Annotated in this window: 19 protein-coding genes; 15 read left to right on the forward strand and 4 right to left on the reverse strand. The window is 37.0% G+C overall.

From position 1 onward, the window contains the following. Positions 1-611, reverse strand: a 611-nt coding sequence (locus tag AQUSIP_RS11815; protein WP_172621987.1) for a ParA family protein, incomplete at its 3' end; no start/stop codon positions are given. Between the two features lie 416 nt (positions 612-1,027). On the opposite strand from AQUSIP_RS11815, the gene AQUSIP_RS11820 reads away from it, so the two are divergent. The 3 genes from AQUSIP_RS11820 (at position 1,028) to AQUSIP_RS11830 (ending at position 2,700) form a co-directional block, all read left to right on the forward strand. Then, positions 1,028-1,402 carry a type II toxin-antitoxin system RelE/ParE family toxin gene (locus tag AQUSIP_RS11820; protein ID WP_114834985.1) on the forward strand — a complete coding sequence of 125 codons (375 nt, stop codon included), beginning with the start codon at positions 1,028-1,030 and terminating at the stop codon, positions 1,400-1,402. Then, positions 1,392-1,703 (forward strand): helix-turn-helix domain-containing protein, encoded by a 312-nt coding sequence (locus AQUSIP_RS11825; RefSeq protein WP_114834986.1) that lies wholly within the window; start codon positions 1,392-1,394, stop codon positions 1,701-1,703. Before AQUSIP_RS11820 ends, AQUSIP_RS11825 begins: the two co-directional genes overlap by 11 nt. Before the next feature lie 238 nt (positions 1,704-1,941). Further along, positions 1,942-2,700, forward strand: coding sequence for an SDR family NAD(P)-dependent oxidoreductase (locus AQUSIP_RS11830; protein ID WP_170131856.1), 759 nt, complete (start codon positions 1,942-1,944; stop codon positions 2,698-2,700). A gap of 2 nt (positions 2,701-2,702) precedes the next feature. On the opposite strand, the gene AQUSIP_RS11835 is transcribed toward AQUSIP_RS11830, so the two are convergent. The 3 genes from AQUSIP_RS11835 to AQUSIP_RS11845 are packed head-to-tail and all read right to left on the reverse strand — an operon-like array spanning position 2,703 to position 4,361. Continuing rightward, the gene (locus AQUSIP_RS11835; protein ID WP_114834988.1) at positions 2,703-3,278 is read right to left on the reverse strand and encodes an autoinducer binding domain-containing protein; all 576 of its coding nucleotides are present in this window, start codon (positions 3,276-3,278) and stop codon (positions 2,703-2,705) included. Positions 3,279-3,289: 11 nt separating this feature from the next. After that, the gene (locus AQUSIP_RS11840) at positions 3,290-3,718 is read right to left on the reverse strand and encodes an acyl-CoA thioesterase (RefSeq protein ID WP_114834989.1); all 429 of its coding nucleotides are present in this window, start codon (positions 3,716-3,718) and stop codon (positions 3,290-3,292) included. Further along, positions 3,696-4,361 (reverse strand): helix-turn-helix domain-containing protein, encoded by a 666-nt coding sequence (locus AQUSIP_RS11845; protein WP_114834990.1) that lies wholly within the window; start codon positions 4,359-4,361, stop codon positions 3,696-3,698. Before AQUSIP_RS11845 ends, AQUSIP_RS11840 begins: the two co-directional genes overlap by 23 nt. A 331-nt stretch (positions 4,362-4,692) precedes the next feature. Here AQUSIP_RS11845 and AQUSIP_RS11850 point away from each other — a divergent pair, with 331 nt between their 5' ends. The 12 genes from AQUSIP_RS11850 to traU all read left to right on the forward strand — a co-directional run bounded on the left by AQUSIP_RS11850 (position 4,693) and on the right by traU (position 14,561). Continuing rightward, positions 4,693-5,619: a replication protein RepA gene (locus AQUSIP_RS11850; RefSeq protein ID WP_114834991.1), complete on the forward strand. Its 927-nt coding sequence runs from the start codon at positions 4,693-4,695 to the stop codon at positions 5,617-5,619. Positions 5,620-6,047: 428 nt separating this feature from the next. After that, positions 6,048-6,353 carry a hypothetical protein gene (locus AQUSIP_RS11855; protein ID WP_114834993.1) on the forward strand — a complete coding sequence of 102 codons (306 nt, stop codon included), beginning with the start codon at positions 6,048-6,050 and terminating at the stop codon, positions 6,351-6,353. 3 nt (positions 6,354-6,356) lie between these two features. Continuing rightward, the gene (gene traL / locus AQUSIP_RS11860) at positions 6,357-6,641 is read left to right on the forward strand and encodes a type IV conjugative transfer system protein TraL (RefSeq protein ID WP_114834994.1); all 285 of its coding nucleotides are present in this window, start codon (positions 6,357-6,359) and stop codon (positions 6,639-6,641) included. A gap of 5 nt (positions 6,642-6,646) precedes the next feature. Beyond that, complete coding sequence (gene traE, locus AQUSIP_RS11865) at positions 6,647-7,210, forward strand: type IV conjugative transfer system protein TraE (protein WP_114834995.1); 564 nt, start codon at positions 6,647-6,649, stop codon at positions 7,208-7,210. Further along, entirely contained in the window at positions 7,203-7,907 is a 705-nt protein-coding gene (gene traK, locus AQUSIP_RS11870; RefSeq protein ID WP_114834996.1) for a type-F conjugative transfer system secretin TraK, read from the forward strand. The genes traE and traK overlap by 8 nt, the downstream gene beginning before the upstream one ends. After that, entirely contained in the window at positions 7,900-9,255 is a 1,356-nt protein-coding gene (locus AQUSIP_RS11875) for a TraB/TrbI/VirB10 family type IV secretion system protein (protein ID WP_114834997.1), read from the forward strand. Before traK ends, AQUSIP_RS11875 begins: the two co-directional genes overlap by 8 nt. After that, complete coding sequence (gene traV / locus AQUSIP_RS11880) at positions 9,252-9,659, forward strand: type IV conjugative transfer system lipoprotein TraV (protein WP_114834998.1); 408 nt, start codon at positions 9,252-9,254, stop codon at positions 9,657-9,659. The genes AQUSIP_RS11875 and traV overlap by 4 nt, the downstream gene beginning before the upstream one ends. Positions 9,660-9,676: 17 nt before the next feature. Beyond that, positions 9,677-12,166: a type IV secretion system protein TraC gene (gene traC / locus AQUSIP_RS11885; RefSeq protein ID WP_114834999.1), complete on the forward strand. Its 2,490-nt coding sequence runs from the start codon at positions 9,677-9,679 to the stop codon at positions 12,164-12,166. Next, positions 12,159-12,518 carry a TrbI F-type domain-containing protein gene (locus AQUSIP_RS11890; RefSeq protein ID WP_114835000.1) on the forward strand — a complete coding sequence of 120 codons (360 nt, stop codon included), beginning with the start codon at positions 12,159-12,161 and terminating at the stop codon, positions 12,516-12,518. Before traC ends, AQUSIP_RS11890 begins: the two co-directional genes overlap by 8 nt. Beyond that, on the forward strand, positions 12,515-12,919 hold the full coding sequence (locus AQUSIP_RS11895) for a lytic transglycosylase domain-containing protein (RefSeq protein WP_114835001.1): 405 nt from the start codon (positions 12,515-12,517) through the stop codon (positions 12,917-12,919). The genes AQUSIP_RS11890 and AQUSIP_RS11895 overlap by 4 nt, the downstream gene beginning before the upstream one ends. Then, entirely contained in the window at positions 12,916-13,560 is a 645-nt protein-coding gene (traW, locus tag AQUSIP_RS11900; protein ID WP_114835002.1) for a type-F conjugative transfer system protein TraW, read from the forward strand. Before AQUSIP_RS11895 ends, traW begins: the two co-directional genes overlap by 4 nt. Next, the gene (gene traU / locus AQUSIP_RS11905) at positions 13,557-14,561 is read left to right on the forward strand and encodes a conjugal transfer pilus assembly protein TraU (RefSeq protein ID WP_114835003.1); all 1,005 of its coding nucleotides are present in this window, start codon (positions 13,557-13,559) and stop codon (positions 14,559-14,561) included. Before traW ends, traU begins: the two co-directional genes overlap by 4 nt. Positions 14,562-14,801 lie beyond the last annotated feature (240 nt).

Below are 14,801 nucleotides of genomic sequence, written 5' to 3' on the forward strand. Positions count from 1 at the left end.
TGATTTTCTTTTGATCTACTATAAGACTCTTGCTTCCAAAGCTGTAACATTCCGTAGATACCTTCAATTGAAAATTGTTCCATTTGTGCTGGTATAACAAGATGTGTTGCTGCTTTTATTGCTGCGATAGTTAGTGGTCCCTTGGATGGCGGTGTATCGATAATGATAATGTCATAGTTGTTCTGCACAGCTTCTAATTCAAGAAATCTTTTGAGCTGCAAATGAACTTTTTCTAATACCTCATTTTTTGTAACTGCTTCTGCTTCTTGCAGTTTCATTGAGTGGGCGGGTAATAGTTCCAGATTTGGGATAGCAGTAGGATATGGAATAACTTCTTCGCCGTAGAAAATATTAGCGATACCGCTTCTACCATTCCAGTCTGTATCGACCTCCGGCTCATAATCAGGGTGTAGAGGAGGAATTTTTCCGCCTTTATAGGCCGGATCATATTCCATTTTTGCATATCGACCGGAAAAGTTAGCCTGAGGGTCGAGGTCAATAATTAGAGTTTTTAACTTGAGAATTAGCGCAGAATATTCTGCTAGCATGATTGAGTTTGTGGTTTTACCTTCGCCACCTTTGTGTGTGGCATTAACAACAATCTTTGTCATCTGTAACATCCTTAACAATATCCTATATTGTTAAAAAGCATAACATATGCTTTTTAACATGTTAAAGAGTTTTTTGCTTGAAAATTAAAGAAAAACTAACTAAACAGTTTGTTATATGTTTAACAAGTTTAATTATGTTTAGCGTTGGTATCTATATGATTTTAATCGGTTTATAGCCAACTTGTGTGACAATAACAGGATTTCATGTGACGTTTACAGGATTTGGTGTGACATCTACAGGGGCGAAATGTGACGTTTACAGGGAAATTATTCTTTAAAATGTGACGTTTACAGGATCAAGTGACAAATACAGGATGGGGTTCTAACGGTTCAAATATACGATCATTGCTTGACTTAGAGTACCTAGTATGCTCTTATTATAGCACTAAGTGCTATACTTATAATAAGGATTTGAATTGCGCATCTTTAAAACCCCTGTTTTTGCTAAATGGGCAAAACAGGAAAAACTGACAGACAGTCAATTGCGACAAGCTATAAGAGAAATGGAGCAAGGTTTAATTGACGCTGATTTAGGTGGGCATATTTATAAGAAACGGATCGCGTTACCAGGCCGAGGCAAGCGAGGCGGCTCGCGTAGCATTCTTGCTTATCAAGCTAAAGAAAAAGCTTTTTTTATTTTCGGTTTTGCTAAAAACGAGAAAGCGACAATTAGCGATGAAGAGTTAAAGATTGCCAAGGTTTTTGCAAAAGAGTTGCTACAATATTCTAATGAGCAGCTCAATAAATTGATAAAAGATGGTAAGTTATATGAGGTGAAATATGAAGGGTAAAAGCTTAAAAGAAGCAATACATGAAACTGCTCAAGGCTTTTATGAAGCAGGTGTGATGGGTGAGCAAACGATGCGTGAATTTGATATGTTATGTTTGCCACCTGTAAAGAATTATAGTCCTACTCAGATCAAACGAATTCGTCAACGTAACAAAGCTAGTCAAGCTGTTTTTGCTGCTTATCTTAATACCAGTTCTTCTACTGTACAGAAATGGGAGCAGGGTCAAAAGCATCCGAGTGGGATAGCATTAAAATTACTTAATTTAGTAGATAAGCATGGGCTTGCATTTATCGCAGCATAAAAGCGGGTAGTTGTTATTTTGATTCGCAAAATATTATTTAGTTGAGTTCAAAGAGGGCAGATTTTCTGCATGATAAATCCACGATATATGTTATTAACATAGATATTAACAAAATTCCATAGCCTATTGAAGAATATTGAGTGTTAGAAAAATCAGACTTAAGGTTTGACAATGTAACCCGGATGTTGATAATTCAGTCTTATTTTATTTACTAGCAATGCAGATTAGGAACATAGATGTGAAAAGATTAAGTGGGAAAAATATTGTAATTACAGGCGGAACTTCAGGGATAGGAAAGGCATCAGCAATTAAGCTAGCAGAAAATGGTGCTAATTTAATAATATCTGGGCGTAACGAGGAAAAAGGCGAGCAAGCAATAAAAGAAGTTTCTACTTATGCTGTTAAATCCAAGTTTATAAAGTGTGATGTCACAAATAAAGATGATGTTAAGAATTTATTCGATTTAGCTATATCCGAATTTGGCCAAATAGATTGCTTATTCAATAATGCTGGAATTGACGGTGAGATTGCATCTTTCGCTGATTCGACAGAAGAAAATTGGGATAGCGTTATTAATACAAATTTAAAAGGCTCCTGGTATTGTATGAAAAATGCTATCAAGCACATGTTGTCTAATGGAAAGGGCAACATCCTTAATATGTCATCAACTTCAGGGTTGGTTGGTAATGGATTTGGAATGACAGCTTATGCGGCTAGTAAGTTTGCAATTATTGGATTAACAAAATCTGTAGCTTTGGAGTACGCAAAGCAAAACATACGAGTTAATGCTATATGCCCAGCATTTGTTGAAACTCCTATGATAGAGGCTATTTGTCAAGAAAACCCAAAGTTAAAACGCAGATTTGAAGCATGCCAGCCAATAGGCAGAATGGCTAAGCCAGAAGAAATTGCCAATGCGGTAGTTTATTTATTTTCTGATGAATCATCGTTTACTACTGGTACAGCATTTGTCGTTGATGGTGGCTTAACAATTTAAAATTACTGTTCCGTTTTAATTAAATTAAATATGCGTTTATTTTCGTGATCTTTCAATAGGACTCCCAATCGCATTTTGCATAATGTGTCATAAAAAATATTTGGACTGGCAATAAAGTTTTTATAAAAACTAGAATCTTTTGCATCACCGCCAAAAGCTAAAGTTTCTCTAGCACCATTTCCTTTTGCGCCATACCCGAATCCATGAGCAATATTAAATTCTGATCTTAACCCACAGACGTTACGCTCCTCTCTGGTAGATGGCGGAGACAAGTGCCAGGGAACGAAAATATGTCCGCTGTTCCTTTTTTCAAGATAATTAAAAGCTGTTGAAAATATAGGACAATGATTTATCAGTTTTTCTCCTATTAATAAATCCTGCCATTCCCAGTTAGAAGAATATACAAATTTTTCATTGGTTACTAAATTTTCATACATGTAAATTAAATAAGTACAACCAATTGCTTTTTCAATATTATGAAAAATATTAGCTGCATCAATGCAAGATTCATTTGTATACCTATGGAGCTTAGCCTCGCGATTAACAATGATTAATTTTTTTTCTATTGTATGTATCATGCTAAATACTCTTAATTATTATTTGAAATATTATTTATTAAATTTAAAAATTCGACGGGGACTCTTTTTAACTTTCCTTTCTCAATATCCATAAACCCCATCAATGTAGTTGCATTAGCTGCTAATTTATTAGAAGTACGATTAAAAACTGAATATGTTAATAAAAATTTTGCTTTTTCAATTTTATCGATATTCAGGCTGATTTCTAACATATCATCAAAAAAACATTGATTAATATAATCGATATTCAAATTAAGCATAATAAGTCCATAACCAAAACAATTTGCTTCAGAAAGATTATGCTTTTTCAGAAATAATGCTCGTGTATTATGTATGAGATTTATAAATTTACTATGACATAAATGATGTCCGTAAATCATATCATCAATTCTTACATGAATTTTATGGGTAAATAAATTATCGAGATTTGATATAGACATTTTTACCTTCGTCTCTATTGGTTGAATCTTCTTTTTTTCTATGTAAAACAATTCTCGCGGCAGATCGAATTTTTACATCAGGTATAATGGGTTGTAGTTGAGTGGCGATGTTAATACAAACTAGATTGTAAAGTTGTTCCTTAGTACCTTTCAGTAGTTTTCTAACCAGCGTATCACCTTGAAAGGTTTCAATGATACAATTTTCACCAATCAAACTTTCGATGTGGAGATCTGCTTTTTTATTGCCACCAACAAAATCACCTATAGAATAAATTGGTTCCATACCATCATCATTGATGATTACAACAACAGGGTTTGGATTAATGGCTTTAAATGCTTCGATCTCCCGTAAAATACAAATATCTTCATTCATTTCGTTTGGCAAAGTTGAAATATCCTGTAGTAGAATTGGGGTTTGTCCTTTTCCCGTAAGCAACCAATCTTCTGTGCACAAAAGCCCTAATTTGATAAATACGCTATTTAATTTCCTAGCCCCTTTATCAGTAAGAGTATTTTTATCAGATTCCCATGCTTGAAGAGTGTTAACACTAATATGGAAGCGTTCTTCTAATTCCTTTCTGCTCAATCCAAGCATATTTCTAGCTAATTTAATTCTTGCCCCGCTTGTTTGAGTTAATGACATAACTGTTTGAGCCCTAATTGAACATAACTTAAGTCTAAATGCTTAATAAAAAAATGCAAATTGTAATTATTGACAAATACTAAATTTTAGTATTTTATATAATTTATATATGGTATTGTAATTTAAAATACTAATTTTTAGTATTATTTTATACATAATACTATTACTTTGTGAAGATGGGAAATTTAGTGTTTTGAGGGAGCTAACCAAGCGCCAACTTGGTTAGCTCTAAGATGGGGCAGATTACGCTGTGCTTGCGTTTTCCCCACGCGTTACTCTATCTAATCGCGTGTGGGTTGTCACTCCTGCCCTGATTGCATGGAGTTATGAAATGAAAAATAAGAAAACCCAGCGTTCTGCAATTGGAGCTGCAAAGCCTGCGTCTCAAAGAAGAATCGATAAACTTGTGACAGAGTGTTTAGCTATTGAAGCTGAAAGCGCGGAAGAAGTAGGCATGCTTGCATATATGGCGCGCGCTATGGTGATAGCAACTCTTCCACATAGCAAACCTAAAGGCCACGTTTTTCAACGTACCAATGGTGACTTCACTTTAACTATGATTGGCAATCCAAAGTGGGGATTGCCATATGGATCATTACCGCGCATTGCGCTTGCTTGGATGACACGTGAAGCAAAAATTAAAAATTCACCCGTACTACATTTAGGCAAAAGTTTTTCTGAATTCTTGAGCACACTTAAATTATCGCAAAGTGGTGGAGTGAGAGGAGATGCTACACGTCTTCGTGAACAGATGCTCAGACTTTTTTCAACGCATGTGTCCTGTGTATACCAAAACAATAAGAAAGGTGTTTGCAAGGCAGATCAATTTTTAGTAGCTCGTTCATTTGAATTATGGTGGCAGCCCCTACAAAGTGGCTCCGCTGAAGATCAGCAATTAACAGTCATATTAGCAGAAGATTTCTTTAAAGAAATTATCAATCGTCCTGTTCCGATTGATTTCAGAATGTTTCAAGCATTGCGTCGCTCACCTTTGCAAATCGACATATACGTTTGGCTGACGTATCGATTTTCATATCTTAAAAAATCTTCCCTTATCTCATGGAACTTGTTAAGCAACCAATTTGGTTCAAATTATGCAGATTCAAAGCAAGGATTAAGAGATTTTAAAAGAGAATTTTTAAGATCACTTCGTATTGTCACAGCTATGTACAAAGAAGCAAATATCGAAACACATGATGATGGAATCATGTTAAAGCCAAGCAGGTCTCATATTTCACGTAAAACAGGAGTAATGTGATATGAAATTTATCCACATTATTCACAGGCTAACAAAGTTATCCACGCTGAAACACTCTTGCTTTTCTGGTAATTTTGCGCTGAAACACTCTTGGAAATACGCTGAAACACTCTTGTGCTCTATATATACCTATATTTACCTGTATAAAAACACCTGTATTAGGGCAGCAACAAGTGTTAATAACTTTTTTATTAAAATATTTTTTATTGTCGTTTTTTCTGTTTGTTTATCAGGCTGTCACAAGACAATTTACATTTGCAATAAACCGATCAATAAATTAAGCGTCAAAGAAATACCAGCTACTAATACGCATCCGGCACAGTTTTATCTTTGCGGTAATCATCAATATCCATGCAAATCAGAATTTCGTTGGCACGAAATTAAAAAATGCCATCCAACTTCTTCTAAAAAACGTCAAGGAAATTTTTATGAAAAATGTATTGCTGAAAAAAACGTTTATCACAAATGATCCTCATATCAGGCTAGCTGTCATATTAGGTTTGATAGTTATGATGGTTCTAATTTCAAACCATGTTTTTGCAGCGGATTTATTAGCTGGTACTGATTCAGATATAAAAGACACGATGAAAGGAACAGGTCGTAACTGGCTTTATTGGATAGACGGCGGTGTCAGTTTAGCTTCATTTGCTTATACGAAAAAGCCGTTTGTATTTTTCTCCGTTTTAGGCGTAGCAATTTTTATCACTGCATTAGTGAAATTAGCAGGAGGTTAAATCATGGATAAATATTATCTTCCAAAATCATTAGATGAGCCTTTTCGAATTTACATATTAACGATTGATGAATTGATTTTGTTGATAGTTCCAATTTTGGTTATCGGATTTATTTTTCATCAAATTGTATTGGGATTCATGTTGGGTATTGGTGGATTAACACTCATTAAAAAATTTAAAGGTGAGCAAGGACATTTTTATTTAGTCCATCTCGCATACTGGTATTTGCCAGACATTATTCAATTTAAAGTGACACCGCCTTCCTACATTCGTGAATACTTAGGATAGATGTTATGAAATTTTCGATTGCAAAAAGCCAATTAGAAAAAATGCTGGCACAGAGAAACGGCTACATGATGTTGGCTTTTGGACTGATTTTAGTTTGTTTAATTCAAGGCATATTAATGTTTGTCCTAATTGGGAGAGAAAAAATAATTCTCGTCCCACCAAGCATTGATAAGAGTTTTTGGGTTTCATCTCAACATGTATCACGTGATTATCTATCAGAAATGACGAGATTTTTTGCAATGTTACGTCTTAATATCACGCCAGAAAGTGCAAGTATTCAAAGAGAAACACTCTTACGTTACACCGATCCGAATTTTTATGGTCAGTTAAACTCTCAATTAGTACAAGAAGCTGATCGCATAACTGATCAACACATTAGTATGGCTTTTTTCCCAACGACTGATATCAAAACAAACGAAAAGAATTTGAAAGCAATCATTGAAGGTGACTTAAAATCTTATGTTGGTGATGTTGCTGTTCCTGCAAAACATGTGCGTTATTTACTTTCCTATAGCTATCACTCAGGCAGACTTTTTTTGAAATCATTTGAAGAGGTGAAACATGATTAAATGGCCTCTCATATTCATCAATTTCTTATTGCTAACCAGTAATGTGTATGCGTTGCAGATAAGAAGCGTTGTTGATAATGAAACAACCACCGCAAAAATATCCTCTGTTGATGTGACCCGAATTTTCGTGCAAGGCGATCGTATCAAGAGTGTAAAAGGATTGAAAGGTGCCTATACACGAGAAAATGACGAAAAAAACGGTGAAATTTATATTCAGCCAACGTCACTTTATCAAGATCGTGCTTTTACTATTTTGATTGATACCGAACTAGGTAGACACTTTACCTTGCTATTAAATCCCACTTCCTCTCCATCTGAAACGCTGATGCTAGTGCCTAAAGGGGTAGGGCATGAACGCGCTGCTCGTTTTGAAGAAGCTCAACCCTATGAGTTGACGATTAAGCATCTCATACGTGCGATGAAGAATGGCGTTATGCCAGAAGGTTATGCAATTCGTGAAGTTGATAGTAAGACAACTTACCGACTTGGGAATAAGTTAGATATCAAGCTTAAAACCATTTATGAAGGTTTAAATTTGCAAGGTGAAATATACGAAATTAAAAATAGATGTGCGATCCCACTTCAAATTGATGAACGTGAATTTTATAAAACGGGTACACGTGCTATTAGTTTAGACACGATTGAAATCCCACCAAAAGCGCAGATTAATCTGTATAGGGTAGTTAGCCATGACTGATGACTATATCTCAACTACCCAAGAAACAAGAATTAAACAGCATCGTAATTTGCTTATATTAGCAGGGTGTGCAGTGATCTTAGGATTTGGAATCTATTATTTCATGGATGATAATGCCACCAATGAAATAGCAAAGAAAAAAGAAGAGGCGGCATCATTTTCTAGTCCCGTTGAGCAAGTCAATGCGCAATCTGTTTGGACTGAGCGCATGCAAAATAAATTAAAAGAACAGGAGAAGCAAACCACAGAATTAAAAAATGAAATGACACAACTTAAAAACGGCGAATCACAAAAATCATTTGAGAGTGATCCCAGATTTCAAGCAATGCAACAAGAAATTCAAAACTTGAAGGAAATGGTTAACAATAAAATAGCGACGCAAAATCAAGCTATACAGGGCGAAAATAATTATCAAGGACAAGTATTTTCGACTGTACCTGGCGCAAGAGCGAGATTTAGAGATGGCCAGTCAGCTGTCAGAGACAGTGAATCTATTGGCATTGATAATGATGTTCTTAATTTAAAATCAAATAATATTTTCCATAAAAAAAATCCAGAAACCTTTGTTCCTGCTGGCACATTTGCTGAAGCAATCATGCTAGGGGCAGCGGATGCCTCAGCTGGTGTGCAATCACAGGCGAACCCATCACCCATGTTATTCCGAATCGTTGCCGATGGTACGTTGCCAAATCATAAAAAAAGCCATTTAAAAGATTGTGTCGTAACAGCAGCCGTGGTGGGTGACATTTCATCTGAACGAGGCCAAATACGTTTAGAGCGTATGAGTTGTACTTTTCCCAATGGGGAAATTGTTGAGCAACAAGTTGAAGGCACCATTTTTGGCATGGATGCTAAAAATGGTGTGCGTGGCAATCCTGTGTGGCGTGAAGGAGCGCTCTTGGGTCGTGCTGCTGTTGCTGGCACATTGTCTGGCTTAGGCAGTGCTATTTCTCAAACGTATACCACGACTTCTATATCACCGCTTGGCTCCACTCAAACGGTCAACAATGGTGACATCTTCAAATATGGCGCTGCACAAGGTGCATCGAACGCCATGGAAAAACTAGCAGATTACAACATCAGACGAGCAGAGCAATACCATCCCGTTATTCAGCTATCAGCTGGACAACCTGTAGATGTGGTTTTCTTAAAAGGGTTTTATTTGGATGGAAGATCACATGATGAAAACAATGGCGACGATAAAAACGAATCTTCACAACTTTTTCCTATTACTACAAAGCAAACTTCAACGGGATTGACCTTGAGTGAGCGTGAGCTTGAACGCATTAAACAGAATGAAAAAAACATGGGATGGGTTGGTAACGGCCAATCAGGAGGTATGCAATGAAACGATTTGTCATGGTGATATTTGTGTTAATTAATATTGGCCTTCTTTCTGCGTGTACCACGAATTCCAGCTTTGATTGCCCCAATAAAGCGGGTGTGAACTGTAGGAGTTTAGATCAAATCAATCGCATGGTTGATAGCGGTCAGATTCGTGGACGCACGCAGATGGATGTCAGGGAGGAAACAAAAACGAACTTAGTTGATGGTGCTGAATTTCAATCATTTCCGCCAGCGCCGACATTTATACCAGGTCAACCTATTCGATATGGTGAGACAGTCCAAAGAATATGGATTGCGCCTTATGAGGATACGGATGGCAATTATCATCAAGACAGCTTGATCTACGCCATTATGAAAGGTGGTCATTGGATAGGGAAGCCGGTCAAAACAGTGCGCTCGTTTTGAGAAATGAGGAAGGTGACATGCTGACTAAAATCCGTGATGTGAGTGAAAAATTAGGCAATAAAATTGCACATTTAATGGGTGAAGAGTCTTATCAAAAAAAGGATGAGTCTTTGAACCGTCGCCGCTTTTCAACGCTCTTTGACCATCACTTCATATCAAAATTATTACCTTATGAATTGTTTGATTCTGAAACATCACTTTTCTTTAATAAGAAAAGCATAGGGTTTATTTTGGAAACGACTCCGCTTTTAGGATCAAGTGAAGAAATTGAAAATATTTTAACAAGTATCATTACCGATATATTGCCTGCGCATGTCGATATGCAATTTTTATTATGGGCATCTCCCAAAATTGCACCTATTTTGGATGCGTTTGAATTGGCACGATCAAAAGATGAAACGTTTTCATGGTTAGCGAAAAAAAGAACAGATTATTTAAAACGCGGGGCATTTGAAAGTTTAAGCGGGTTTGGGTCTTTATTAATAAGAAATTTTCGTGCTTTTATTGTGGTGTCAGCGACAAAAAAACAAAAGGATTCCAGTGAATTAATCGGATTAAGAGATGATATTGAAAGTTCATTAAAATCCATCAATATTGGTAGTCGTGTCATTGATGCGCAACAATTTATATCAACATTTTCCGATATCATAACGCCAACGAGACAACTTTATCCGCATGATGATCGCTGGAATGAATTTGATGGATTATCTACCCAGTTAACCGATCCTGAATGGCAGCTGAGAGTTAAACCTAATTCTTTATTATTTACATCTGAAAACGAATCGGCAGAAGTGCATTGTTTAACCGTGCGTGAATATCCACGAAAGCCTACCCAATGGCGCACATCTGAAAATTTAGGCCAGCTGTTTAATGCAACCTTGCAAATTCCTTGTCCTTTTTTAATCAGCTTTTCGCTGCGCAAAACAGACGAAGAAAAGAAAATGTCAGATGGCATTAAATCAATGAATCGAGAGTCAAATGCAAAAAGCCCACTTGCCAAGTTCAAAAAATCAGTCAATGAAGAATTTCATGATTGGGATTTTATACGTCAACGGTTAAGAGAGGGTGATGCGCTCGTCAAAACATTTTATCAAGTAATTTTATTTTCAAAACCAGAAGAATCAAAATTTTGTGAAAGACGTTTACGTGATCTTTATCGTGCAAACGGATGGAAGCTCCGCAAAGAATCTTATTTGCAACTGCAATCCTGGCTTGCAGCTCTCCCTATGGTTATGACAGAGGGTCTCTTTGATGACATGAAATACTTTGGTCGGCTAAAAACAATGACCGCATTTAATGCCATTAATGTTGCACCATTACAAGGAGAATGGAAAGGAAGCAAAACGCCTAGCCTATTATTACCTGGAAGGCGTGGACAAATAGCACTTTGGAATCCGTTTGATAACGAAGGTAATTTTAATATCGTCATTGTTGCCGCTCCACGTAAAGGGAAATCAGCTTTAACAAATGAATACATCAATGCCATTTTAGGTTCGGGTGGCCGTGTATGGGTTATTGACGTTGGTAAATCCTACGAAAAAACCTGTAAACAATTTGGTGGTCAATTTATTGAGTTTAGTGAAGAGACAAATATTTGTTTAAACCCATTTACATTCATAACCAATATTAATGAATCAATGGAGTTACTAAAACCACTGCTTGCGAGTATGGCGCGTCCAGTGACGGGTGCAACGGAAGAAGAAATCAACTTTTTGGAAAAAGCGATTATTGCAGCGTGGGAAAAGAAAGGTAATCAATCTACTATTACAATCATAGCAGAATGGCTAGCAGAACATACACAACCTGTCGCTCAAAATCTTTCTCACTTATTGTTTAGCTATACAAGTCAAGGAAGTTACGCGAGATTTTTTGAAGGAAATTGCACGATCAATTTTAACAATCCGTTTATTGTCCTTGAATTACAAGCATTGGATAGTAAAAAAGACTTGCAGCGCATCATCATGCAAATGTTGATCTTTCTCATTTCACAAGCCATGTATCGTGGCGATCGTTCACAAATTAAAAGCTGCATTATTGATGAAGCATGGAAGCAATTAAATAGTAATGACAAATCGCAAGCTGAATTTATAGAAGCGGGCTATCGCACAGCACCAAAACATCGCGGTAATTTTATTTCGATTGCGCATTCTGTCGCTGATTTTCACGGTAATCGTATGTCAAAAGCCGCATTTGATTGCTCTGATTTTAAAATTATTTTGGGGCAAACAGATGAAGCCATCAATAAGTTAAAACAAGAAAAAATTATGGATATTGATGGATTCACAGAGAGGTTACTCAAGTCTCTGAAGATTACCAAAGATTTTTCTGAATGTGTCATTAAGAGTCCAGAAGGTATGTCCGTACATCGAATTATCTTTGATCCTTATTCTCGCATTTTATATTCCACGAAAGGCGAAGAATTTGAAGCTGTTAATCGCCTTGTAAGCAGTGGAATGACATTGCGTGATTCTATCGAACAAGTGGTGAGGCAATTCAATCATGTTTAAAAATATTATCAATAAAGAATTTACAATGCAGGTGCTTACTCACATCTGTTTTGGCGTGGTAGGAGCGTTATTGGTTCAATTTGTCTTTATACAACGCACAGCGACCGCTGTTGCTACAGTCAACCTGACTGCATTACAGGATAGCTTCATACGTGAAACAGCAAAACAATCCCTTTCTCAAGAAGAGATGAAACAGAGGGTGACATCATTTAGCCAGCAATTGACACAAGCTATCAACAAGATCGCAAAGGAAAAACATGTGACGATCTTGCTAACGGAAGCAGTGATATCAAATGAAAAAGATTATACGCAAGAAATAGTCAATAGAGTGAAAAAGGGGATGTCGCAATGATATTTCACGGTGTGCCGTTAGAATGTATTAATCATGCAGCGCAAACCTTTCATGTTCCGGCCACCATTATTGTTTCGGTGATGAAAATTGAGAATGGATGGAATGGAGCGGCCATTAGAAATAAAAATGGTACCTATGATTTAGGCGTAATGCAGGTTAATTCAAGCCGGCTATCCCAGTTAACAAAATATGGAATTACAAAAAATGATTTGCAATTTGACCCGTGCATTAATGTGCATACAGCTACCTGGATTTTAGCAAAAGGACTGGCAAAGGGAGAAGGCTGGCAAGGCGTTGGTAATTATCATTCCGCAACTCCTATTCACAATTTGCAATACAGACAAAAAGTAAAGGTTGCTTACGACAACATGCAAAAGGCACTCAAGGAGGAAAATGCATGAGTGCAAAGAGGGGGGTTATTCAACTGTCTGTCATTTCTGTATTGATCATGTGTGCATTTATCACAAAAGCAACTTATGCCAACGACTTAGGCGTGATGGGTGAGACTTATCCTATTTTAGAAATAGATTTTTTGGATTTTATTCAATCACGAATTGAACAGATTCAAAAAAATGGGCAATGGCAAGTCTTGCAAAATCGTGCAACTCAATCAGCGATTTCCTATAGAGATAGACCTCCACGTGTTGTAGGTATCACTCGTGCGCGAGAAACCAAAAGTTGGAAATATGATCCCAGCATTGTGCTTGACCATAATGTTGTTTCACTAGATGGAAAAATGATTGCGGTAGCAGGCACAAGAGTGAACCCACTCAATTTTATTACCATCACTAAGACATTAATTTTTTACGACAGTGATGATGAAACCCAAGTGAAATGGGTTTTAGAACAAAATAAGAAATTAAATGGAAAAAATAAATTGATTTTGATAAATGGCTCTGTTTTGGATCAAGAAAAGCGATTTAAGAAGCCTATTTATTTTGATCAGTCTGGAAAGTTGACTTCACGTTTTGGTATTACGCATGTGCCAGCAATAGTTTATCAGGAAGAAACTGTACTGCGTGTGATGGAGATGAAGATATGAGATTGGTCAATTTCTTTCTTATGCTTATCTCATGTCTTGTTATGACATTTTCATACTCAGGCAATCTTTGTCACGGAAAATTTGCAAACCCCATCACTGATATCTGCTGGAGTTGTTTGTTCCCTATCACTATTGGAAATGCCAATGTTTTTAGTGGGAATCAGCCCGATACTGCCAACCCATCACTCCCAATTTGCACTTGTCCTATGGTTCCAGCGGGCGTACGCATTGGTATTAGTTTGGGATTTTGGGAACCTGTTGCTTTGGTAGATGTCACTCGACATCCATATTGTATGGTGAACTTAGGTGGCCTTCAGCTTGCATCAGGACAGTTCGGTGCAGATGGTGAAGTAGATAATAGCGATCCATCACAAGGAGGAAGCTTTTATTATGTTCATTGGTACAAATTCCCATTAATGTATTGGCTGAACATTCTCACCGATTTATTCTGTGTTGAGAAAGGTGACTTAGATATTGCTTATCTCACAGAACTTGATCCTACCTGGCATGACGATGAGTTGACCTTTTTACTCAATCCAGAAGCGTTATTATTTGGAAACATGATTGCTCAAGCTGCATGCAGCGCCGATAGTATCGCAACGCTCGCTGGTCTTCCAATTGATACCTTGTTTTGGTGTGCAGGATCACAAGGCAGCATGTATCCGTTAAATGGTGTGGTGCAGGAACACATTGGCGGGGTACAAGCAAGCACCCTAATGACAGAACGTATGACTTACAAAATGCACCGTGAAGGCCTGTTATGGGATAGTATCGGTCAAAATAGTCCAACACTTTGTTATCAATATCCATCACCTATCATTCCAAAATCCCGTTACCGCTATCAAATGATCAATCCCATTCCAACTGCCAGCGGCGGGGAAGATGGATGCCATGCTTTTGGTCATAGCACGACGCTTTGGGGATCACTACATGAATATCCTTATGCAGGAGAAGATTTTGGTTATTTGGTATGGCGAAAACGAAATTGTTGCGCTGGTTAACACAAGGAAATCGATATGAAACAAGAGAAAAAAGGAATATTGAAAACGATTTGGGAGATGCGACATCTGACTGTAGAAGAATGTTTGTCGACCATATCGAATAACTCTGATCTTAAATTTTTAGTAACGACAGTCGGTATTTGGTTCTTGTTGCGTTGGTTCATTGGAATATGGATAGGTGCTCACCTCATTTATTTTTTTTATCGCCTTTTCATATTGGTTATGGCGTAAGGAGAAAGT

This window comes from Aquicella lusitana (assembly GCF_902459475.1).
Lineage (GTDB): Bacteria > Pseudomonadota > Gammaproteobacteria > DSM-16500 > DSM-16500 > Aquicella > Aquicella lusitana.